The 7,646-nt window shown below is 62.4% G+C and carries 6 protein-coding genes and 1 pseudogene; 6 read left to right on the forward strand and 1 reads right to left on the reverse strand.

Annotated elements, in window-relative coordinates:
* Window positions 1-9: 9 nt before the first annotated feature.
* The 5 genes from dxs to recN are packed head-to-tail and all read left to right on the forward strand — an operon-like array spanning window position 10 to window position 5,711.
* On the forward strand, window positions 10-1,863 hold the full coding sequence (dxs, locus tag I6E39_RS07605) for a 1-deoxy-D-xylulose-5-phosphate synthase (protein ID WP_235381008.1): 1,854 nt from the start codon (window positions 10-12) through the stop codon (window positions 1,861-1,863).
* Window positions 1,856-2,665 carry a TlyA family RNA methyltransferase gene (locus tag I6E39_RS07610; protein WP_338127122.1) on the forward strand — a complete coding sequence of 270 codons (810 nt, stop codon included), beginning with the start codon at window positions 1,856-1,858 and terminating at the stop codon, window positions 2,663-2,665. Before dxs ends, I6E39_RS07610 begins: the two co-directional genes overlap by 8 nt.
* Window positions 2,662-3,534 (forward strand): NAD(+)/NADH kinase, encoded by an 873-nt coding sequence (locus I6E39_RS07615; protein ID WP_235381009.1) that lies wholly within the window; start codon window positions 2,662-2,664, stop codon window positions 3,532-3,534. Before I6E39_RS07610 ends, I6E39_RS07615 begins: the two co-directional genes overlap by 4 nt.
* Window positions 3,531-3,983 (forward strand): arginine repressor, encoded by a 453-nt coding sequence (locus I6E39_RS07620; RefSeq protein ID WP_235381010.1) that lies wholly within the window; start codon window positions 3,531-3,533, stop codon window positions 3,981-3,983. Before I6E39_RS07615 ends, I6E39_RS07620 begins: the two co-directional genes overlap by 4 nt.
* A 30-nt stretch (window positions 3,984-4,013) precedes the next feature.
* Entirely contained in the window at window positions 4,014-5,711 is a 1,698-nt protein-coding gene (recN, locus tag I6E39_RS07625) for a DNA repair protein RecN (protein WP_235381011.1), read from the forward strand.
* A gap of 59 nt (window positions 5,712-5,770) precedes the next feature.
* Here recN and I6E39_RS07630 read toward each other — a convergent pair whose 3' ends face one another.
* On the reverse strand, window positions 5,771-7,201 hold the full coding sequence (locus tag I6E39_RS07630) for a sodium-dependent transporter (RefSeq protein WP_235381012.1): 1,431 nt from the start codon (window positions 7,199-7,201) through the stop codon (window positions 5,771-5,773).
* A 252-nt stretch (window positions 7,202-7,453) separates the two neighbouring features.
* Here I6E39_RS07630 and I6E39_RS07635 point away from each other — a divergent pair.
* Window positions 7,454-7,646, forward strand: a pseudogene (locus I6E39_RS07635) (NAD-dependent malic enzyme); the annotation flags it as partial.

The raw sequence follows: 7,646 nt of genomic DNA on the forward strand, positions 1-7,646 counted from the left end.
GAAACGAATTTGACCAATCAAGAGAAAAAAGAATATAAGCCCCTCCTGGCCCAGCTGACGGACCGGGAGGGGGCTGCCCTTTGTGCCAGCCTGCGGAAGGAGCTGGTGGAGGACGTCTCCCGTACCGGCGGCCATCTGGCCTCCAATCTGGGGGCGGTGGAGCTGACGGTGGCTATCCACAGGGTCTTTGATACCAGTGTGGACCGGCTGGTCTTTGACGTTGGCCACCAGTGCTACCCCCACAAGATCATCACCGGCCGGCGGGAGGCCATGTCCGGCCTGCGGCAGTACGGCGGTATCGCCGGTTTCCCCAAGCCGGGGGAGAGCGTCCACGACGCCTTTGTGGCCGGTCACGCCTCCAACTCAGTGGCGGTGGCTCTGGGCATGGCCCGGGCCAGGACTGCTCTGGGGGAGGACTATAAGGTGATCGCCCTTCTCGGCGACGGGGCCCTCACCGGCGGGCTGGCCTACGAGGGGCTGTCCAACGCCGGAGAGTGCGGCCAGCAGCTGCTGGTCATCCTGAACGACAACGGCATGTCCATCACCCCCAATGTGGGGGCGGTGGCGGACCATCTGGCCCGGCAGCGGCTGAAGCCCCAGTACCTGACCTTCAAGAAGAACTACCGCCGGTTCATGAATGCCACCTGGCTGGGCCGGAAGGCCTACAAGGTCACCCATCGGATGAAGCAGGCGCTGAAGCAGAGCCTGCTGCCGTGCAGCATGTTTGAAAATATGGGATTCAACTACCTGGGTCCGGTGGACGGCCACGATCTGCACCGGCTGACCAAGACCCTTCGGTACGCCAAGGAGCTGAACGAGCCGGTCCTGCTCCATGTAAAGACTGTAAAGGGAAAAGGCTTTCTACCTGCGGAAGAGAATCCCGACGCGTTCCACGGCGTCTCTCCCTTTGACGCCATGACCGGAAAGCCGCTGAAGGCGGGGGGAGACAACTTCTCCGCCGTTTTTGGTCGGACCCTGGCCCGGCTGGGCCGGGAGGACCGCCGGGTGTGCGCCATTACGGCGGCCATGACCACCGGAACGGGGCTGGAGCACTTCCAGGCCGCCTGCCCTGAGCGGTTTTTTGACGTGGGCATTGCCGAGGGCTGTGCCGTCTCCATGGCGGCTGGCATGGCCAAGCAGGGGGCGATCCCGGTCTTTGCCGTCTATTCCACCTTCCTCCAGCGGTCCTATGATATGCTCATCCACGACGTGGCCATCGACCACCTCCATGTAGTGTTGGGGGTGGACCGGGCAGGTCTGGTGGGTGAGGACGGGGAGACCCACCACGGCGTCTTTGACGTGGCCTATCTGAACAGTGTTCCCGGCATGACGGTGCTGGCACCTGCCAGCTTTGCGGAGTTGGAGCAAATGCTGGAGCGGGCTGTTCTGAGGATGGAGGGCCCGGTGGCCGTCCGTTACCCCAGAGGGGGCGAGGGACGCTACACCGCCGACTGCGGCCAGGCCCCGTCCACGGTCCTGCGGCAGGGCGGGGATATCACCCTGGCCGGTTACGGAATGGAGATCAACGACCTGCTGGAGGGAGCCCAGCTTCTGGCTGAACAGGGCGTGGAGGCCGAGGTAGTCAAGCTGAACCAGATCATCCCCTTGGTCCCCAATCTGGTGGTGGAGTCGGTGCGAAAGACCGGCGTTCTGCTTGTGGCCGAGGACTGCGCCGCCGAGGGCTGCGTGGGACAGCGGCTGGCCGCCGACCTGGAGCAGGCCGGCGTGCCGGGAAAGATCTGTCTGATCAACTGCGGCCAGCGCTTTGTGACCCACGGAGCGCTGAGCTGCCTGAAATGGGAATTGAGTCTGGACGGCGAGGGGATCGCACGAAAGGCAATGGAGGTGCTGGGCCGTGGCTAAAAAGAGATTGGATGTGGCAATGACGGAACAGGGCCTGGCGGAGAGCCGGCAGAAGGCTCAGGCGGTCATCATGGCCGGTCAGGTCTATGTTAACGGCCAGAAGGTGGATAAGGCGGGCGCTCCGGTCAAGGAGGAGGACAAGATCGAGGTGCGGGGCAAGCAGCTTCGATATGTGAGCCGGGGCGGTCTGAAGCTGGAAAAGGCCATGAGCTGCTGGCCGATCAGTCTGCAGGGAGTCGTCTGCGCCGACATCGGCGCCTCCACCGGGGGCTTTACCGACTGTATGCTCCAGAACGGGGCGGCAAAGGTCTACGCCGTGGATGTGGGCTACAACCAGCTGGACTGGCGGCTGCGGACCCATCCCCAGGTGGTGTGTATGGAGCGGACCAACGCCCGCTATCTGACGGCGGAGCAGATCCCCCAGCCCCTGGATTTCTTTTCGGTGGACGTGTCCTTCATTTCCCTGAACCTGATCTTGCCCGCCCTGCGCCCGCTGATGCGGGCTGGTGGCGAAGGGGTCTGCCTGGTCAAGCCCCAGTTCGAGGCGGGACGTGAAAAGGTGGGCAAGAAGGGCGTGGTCCGGGACCCCCAGGTCCATCTGGAGGTGCTGGAGCACTTTCTGGTCCATGCGGCCAATGCGGGATTTTCTGTAAAGGATATTACCTTTTCACCCATAAAAGGTCCGGAGGGCAACATTGAGTACCTGGGCTATCTGTACGCCGGAGAAGGCCCGGCCTACCAGGGGGATCTGAAGGCCCTGGTGGAGCTGTCCCACAGCGTCTGGAAGGAGGGGGAGGAATGAAGATCATTCTCAGCTCCAACCCCTATCGGGACCGGGGACTGCGGGCGGCGCTGGAGGCACAGCGGGTTCTGGAGAAGGCGGGGGCCAAGACGGTGCTCTGCCTGCCCTTTACCCCCAAAAAAGGGGATCGGCTGGAGCTGCCCGGCCAGGTGCCCCTGTCCTCACTGAGCCGTGAGCTGCCGGAGGCCGACCTGCTGGTCTGCTTCGGCGGAGACGGCACGATCCTCCACGCGGCCCGGGACGCTACCCTCCATAACGTTCCTCTGATGGGCGTCAACATGGGGAGCGTGGGCTTTATGGCCGAGCTGGAACGGGGCGAATTGGCCCAGCTGGCGCCGCTGGCCCGGGGGGAGTACACCATTGAGGAGCGAATGATGCTGGACGTTCGGGTCTTTCGGGGAGATCGGATGGTCAGCCAGGATCTGGCGCTGAACGACGCCGTCCTCTCCAAAGGCTCCATGGCCCGGGTGGCGGAACTGGAGGTGCTGGCCGACCAGACCCAGGTCACCGCCATGACGGGAGATGGCGTGATCATCGCCACACCCACCGGCTCCACGGCCTATTCCATGTCCGCCGGGGGCCCCATCGTGGAGCCTACCTCTCAATGCATCATCGTGACCCCTGTGTGCGCCCACCGTCTGGCGGCCCGCGCCATGGTGCTGGCGCCTCAGAGGCTGGTGACGGTCCGGCTGCCCAAGGGGAACCGAAAGCATTTGTACTTGTCAGTGGACGGCGGGAAAGCGGTTCGGCTGACTGGCGGCGACCGGGTGGAGATCAGCCGGTCCACCTATACCACAAAGCTGGTGCAGCTGGCGCACCGCAACTTTTACCAAGTCATCAATCAGAAATTGGGAGGGTTTGCGCCATGAAAAACGCGCGTCAGGCGGAGATTTTGAATATCATCCAGATGACGGAGGTGGAGACCCAGGAGCAGCTGCTGGAGGAATTGCGCTCCAGAGGCTTTACCGCCACCCAGGCCACCATTTCCCGGGACATCAAGGAGCTGCGGCTGGTCAAGGAACTGACAGGCCGGGGCGGATACCGGTACGCTCTGACCGAGCGGAAGACCGTGAGCGGACTGGATACCCGGCTGCGGAACATTTTTAAAGAAGGCGTCACCGCTGTGGACGTGGCCCAGAATATCGTGGTGGTCCGCACCATGCCCGGCCTGGCCTCGGCGGCCTGCTCCGCTCTGGACGGTATGGAGATCCACGGCATGGTGGGCAGTCTGGCCGGCGATGACACGGGCATCCTGATCATGCGGGACAATGCCGCCGCCCAGCAGTTCAGCAGCGAGGTCCACAAGCTGCTGAAATAAGGGCGTTTAGAAGGACAAGGAGGAGAGAGTATGCTCTCACTGCTCCACATTGAAAATATCGCCATCATCGAGTCGGCGGACATCAGCTTTGACCGGGGGTTCAACGTTCTGACCGGCGAGACCGGCGCGGGAAAATCCATCGTCATTGACGCCATCAGCGCCGTGCTTGGCCAGCGGACCAGCCGGGAGCTGATCCGAACCGGAGCCAAGTCCGCCCTGGTGACGGCGGTGTTCACCGGCCTGCCGGAGCTGCCCTGGCTGGCCCAAAACGGCTTTGTCCAGGGGGATGAGCTGCTCCTCCAGCGGGAGATCCAGGGAGACGGGCGCAACGCCTGCCGCCTGGACGGGCGGCCTTTGACGGTGGCACAGCTCCGGGAGCTGGGCCGTCAGCTGCTGGACATCCATGGCCAGCACGACGGCCAGCAGCTGCTGGACCCGTCCTGCCACCTGACCTATCTGGACAGCTTTGGAAAAACGGCGCCTCTGCTGGCCGATTACCGACAGGCCTATGAGACGATGGCCGGGCTGAAAAAGCAGATCGCCTCCCTGGAGATGGACGAGGCGGAGCGGTCCCGCCGGGTGGATACCCTGAATTATCAGATCCGGGAGCTGGAGCGCGCCGATCTGAAGCCGGGGGAGGACGAGGAGCTGGACGCGCGGAAAAACCTGCTGCGCAGCGCGGGAAAGCTGATGGACGGCCTCCAGGCGGCGGAATTTGCCCTGTCCGGCAGTGAGAACAGCCAAGGCGCCTGCGACCTCATCGCCGACGCCGAGGGAGCGGTGCGAAGCATCACCCGGTACAGCGGCCAAATGGCAGAGCTGGGCGAAAAGCTGACGGCTCTGCGCTCCGCGGCAGAGGACGTGGCGGAGATGCTTCAGGATCTGGGCCGGGAGCTGGACTTCTCTCCTGAGGAGCTTGACCAGCTGGAGGGCCGCCTGGACGTGATCTACCGGCTGAAAAAGAAGTACGGCGCCACCGTGGACGACATGCTGGACTACCTGGAGCAGTGCCGCCGGGAGCTGGATCAGATCCAGTACGCCGACGACACCATCGCACGTCTGGAGGGGGAGCTTGCCAAGGCGAAGAAGACCGCTCTCCAAAAGGGAGAGGTCCTGTCCGCCGCCCGAAAGGAGGCGGCTTTGGCCCTCCAGAAGCGGGTCCAGGAGGAGCTGCGCCAGCTGGATATGCCAAAGGTGCGATTCGAGACGGAATTTCTGCCCAGTGCCGGGGAGGACGGCATGGACACCACCGGGATGGACCAGGTCCAGTTTCTCATGTCCGCCAACGTGGGCGAGGCGCTGAAGCCCATCCAGAAGGTGGCCTCGGGCGGCGAGCTGGCCCGGATCATGCTGGCGCTGAAAAACGTGCTGGCGGAGGACGACGGCATCGGAAGCCTTGTCTTTGACGAGGTGGATACCGGCGTGTCCGGACGGGCGGCTCAGAAGGTTGCGGAGAAGATGGCCGACGTGGCCCGGCGCAAGCAGGTGCTTTGCGTCACCCATCTGCCCCAGATCGCGGCCATGGCCGACGCCCATTTCTCGGTGGAAAAGGGAGAGCGGGGCGGCCGGACCTATACCAGAGTGGAGCGGCTGGACCGCCAGGGCCGGGAAAATGAGCTGGCCCGGCTCATGGGAGGCGGCGCGGTCAGCGATACCCTGCGCCAGAGCGCCGGAGAGCTGCTTACCCAGGCGGAGGAGTATCGGAAAGTCGGAGCTTCCCCGCGGTGACAAATAAAAAAGCGGCGTTTCCCGTATAAACCCGGGAAACGCCGCTTTTTGGCTGTTGTTCAGGAAGGGATGGCGAAGAAGGAGGTCAACTGACCGTACAGAATGAAAGCCATCCCTATGGGGGCGACAAAGCGGATGCAGACGCGGTAGAAGCGGTAGAGCGCGCCGTTGAAGTGGCTGTCCCCCAGACGGACCTCCTCCTGAATGACTGCGGGACCGATCTTCCACCCCACCAGAAGGGACATGATCAGAGCGCCCAAAGGCATGGCGATACCCTCGGAGATGAAGTCCATAAAGTCCAGCCAGGAGGCGGCGAGGTTGCGGCCGCTGGCCTGGAAGGGGACCCACAGGCCGTTGGCGCCCAGACCGTCGGCGGCTACCAGAGCTGCCATTACCAGGATGACCAGACAGACCAGCGCCACCAGCCGGCTGCGGTTGGGCGTCCGGCCTTTCAGGGTGTCCCGGTCAATGAGGAAGGTGACCAGCACCTCGATCAGGGCGATGGCGGAGGTGATGGCAGCCAGGGAGACCAGCAAATAGAACAGGATGCCGAACAGGGGGCCGGCGGGGCCCATGGCGTTGAACACATCCTGGAGGGTGATGAACAACAGCTTGGGGCCGGCCATCTCAGCGCCCTCTCCGCCCAAGGCGAAGGCGGCGGGCAGCACGGCCATGCCGGCCATGATAGCCACCAGGGTGTCGGAAATGATGATCAGCAGGGAGTTTTTGACCAGGTCCTCTTTCTTGCTCAGATAGGAGCCGTAGGTCACGGTGATGCCCATAGCCAGGGACAGGGAGAAGAACATCTGGCCGCCGGCCACGGAGAGCACCTTCAGAAAGCCCTCCAGGGAGGTGAAGGGGGTCAGGTTGGGGGCGAACATGAACTTCAGGCCCTCCACGGCTCCGGGCAGCGTCACAGCACGAATGATGACTACGACCAGCATAAGGAACAGGGCGGGCATACCAACCTTATTGAATTTCTCGATGCCGTCCTTGATACCGCCCCGGATGATCAGAAAGCAGATCAGAATAAACAGGAAGGTGAACAACAGGGCCATAGGCTGGTTGGCGAGCATGTCGGTAAAAGATTGGGCGCCGCTGATGTGGGAGATCGAGGTCAGGCCCATCAGCTCAGAGAGATTCAGGGCCACATACTGCATGCAGTAAGCGCCCAGTACCGTGTAAAAGCTGAGGATCAGCAGGGGGGAGAGCATGGCCAGCCAACCGATGAAAGCGCCGACTCCGCCCCCCAGGCGTTGGTAGCTGACCAGTACGCTGCGTCCCACGTTCCGGCCAATGGCCAGCTCCGAGATCATGATGGGGAAACCGATCAGCGCGGCCAGGATCAGATAGACGACCAGGAAGGGGAAGCCTCCGGTGGCGCCCATTTTAAAGGGGAAAGCCCAGACATTGCCAAGACCAACGGCGGCGCCCACTGTGGCCAGCAAGAAACCCAGGTTGCTGCCCCATTGTCCTCTGTGATGTTCCATAATTATCCTCCATTTTCTCAAATCCATTCCTCTACCAAAGGCAGATAAATTGTATTTTATCAGAAGAAACGGAAGCCGTCAATGAATTATTCGGTGATTTACACAAAATATGGAAGAAATTGAAAAGTTAAGCGAGATTTTTGCCGAAACGGCAGCTTTCAGGTTGCGTTTTTTTCCGTAGCGTTATACTATGAGGAAGAAAAAGAGGCCGGGCGCTCCCCCGGCCTTCCCAATGGAAAGAGAGGAATCATCATGGATTACGCAAAGGAATCCCTGCGCCTGCACGGCGAATGGAAGGGAAAGATCGAGGTGATCGCCACTGTCCCCGTGGCCACCAAGGACGACCTGTCCCTGGCCTACACCCCCGGCGTAGCCCAGCCCTGTCTGGAGATCCAGAAGGACCTGAGCAAGAGCTATGAGCTGACCCGGCGGCACAACCTGTGCG

Origin of the sequence: Pseudoflavonifractor phocaeensis, assembly GCF_021531375.1 — a bacterium.
Classification (GTDB): domain Bacteria; phylum Bacillota; class Clostridia; order Oscillospirales; family Oscillospiraceae; genus Lawsonibacter; species Lawsonibacter phocaeensis_B.

Excerpts from the sequence above, each read along its gene's own strand:
- recN (WP_235381011.1), top strand. The coding sequence starts at position 4,014 with ATGCTCTCACTGCTCCACATTGAAAATATCGCCATCATCGAGTCGGCG.
- I6E39_RS07630 (WP_235381012.1), bottom strand. The coding sequence starts at position 7,201 with ATGGAACATCACAGAGGACAATGGGGCAGCAACCTGGGTTTCTTGCTG.
- I6E39_RS07620 (WP_235381010.1), top strand. The coding sequence starts at position 3,531 with ATGAAAAACGCGCGTCAGGCGGAGATTTTGAATATCATCCAGATGACG.
- I6E39_RS07615 (WP_235381009.1), top strand. The coding sequence starts at position 2,662 with ATGAAGATCATTCTCAGCTCCAACCCCTATCGGGACCGGGGACTGCGG.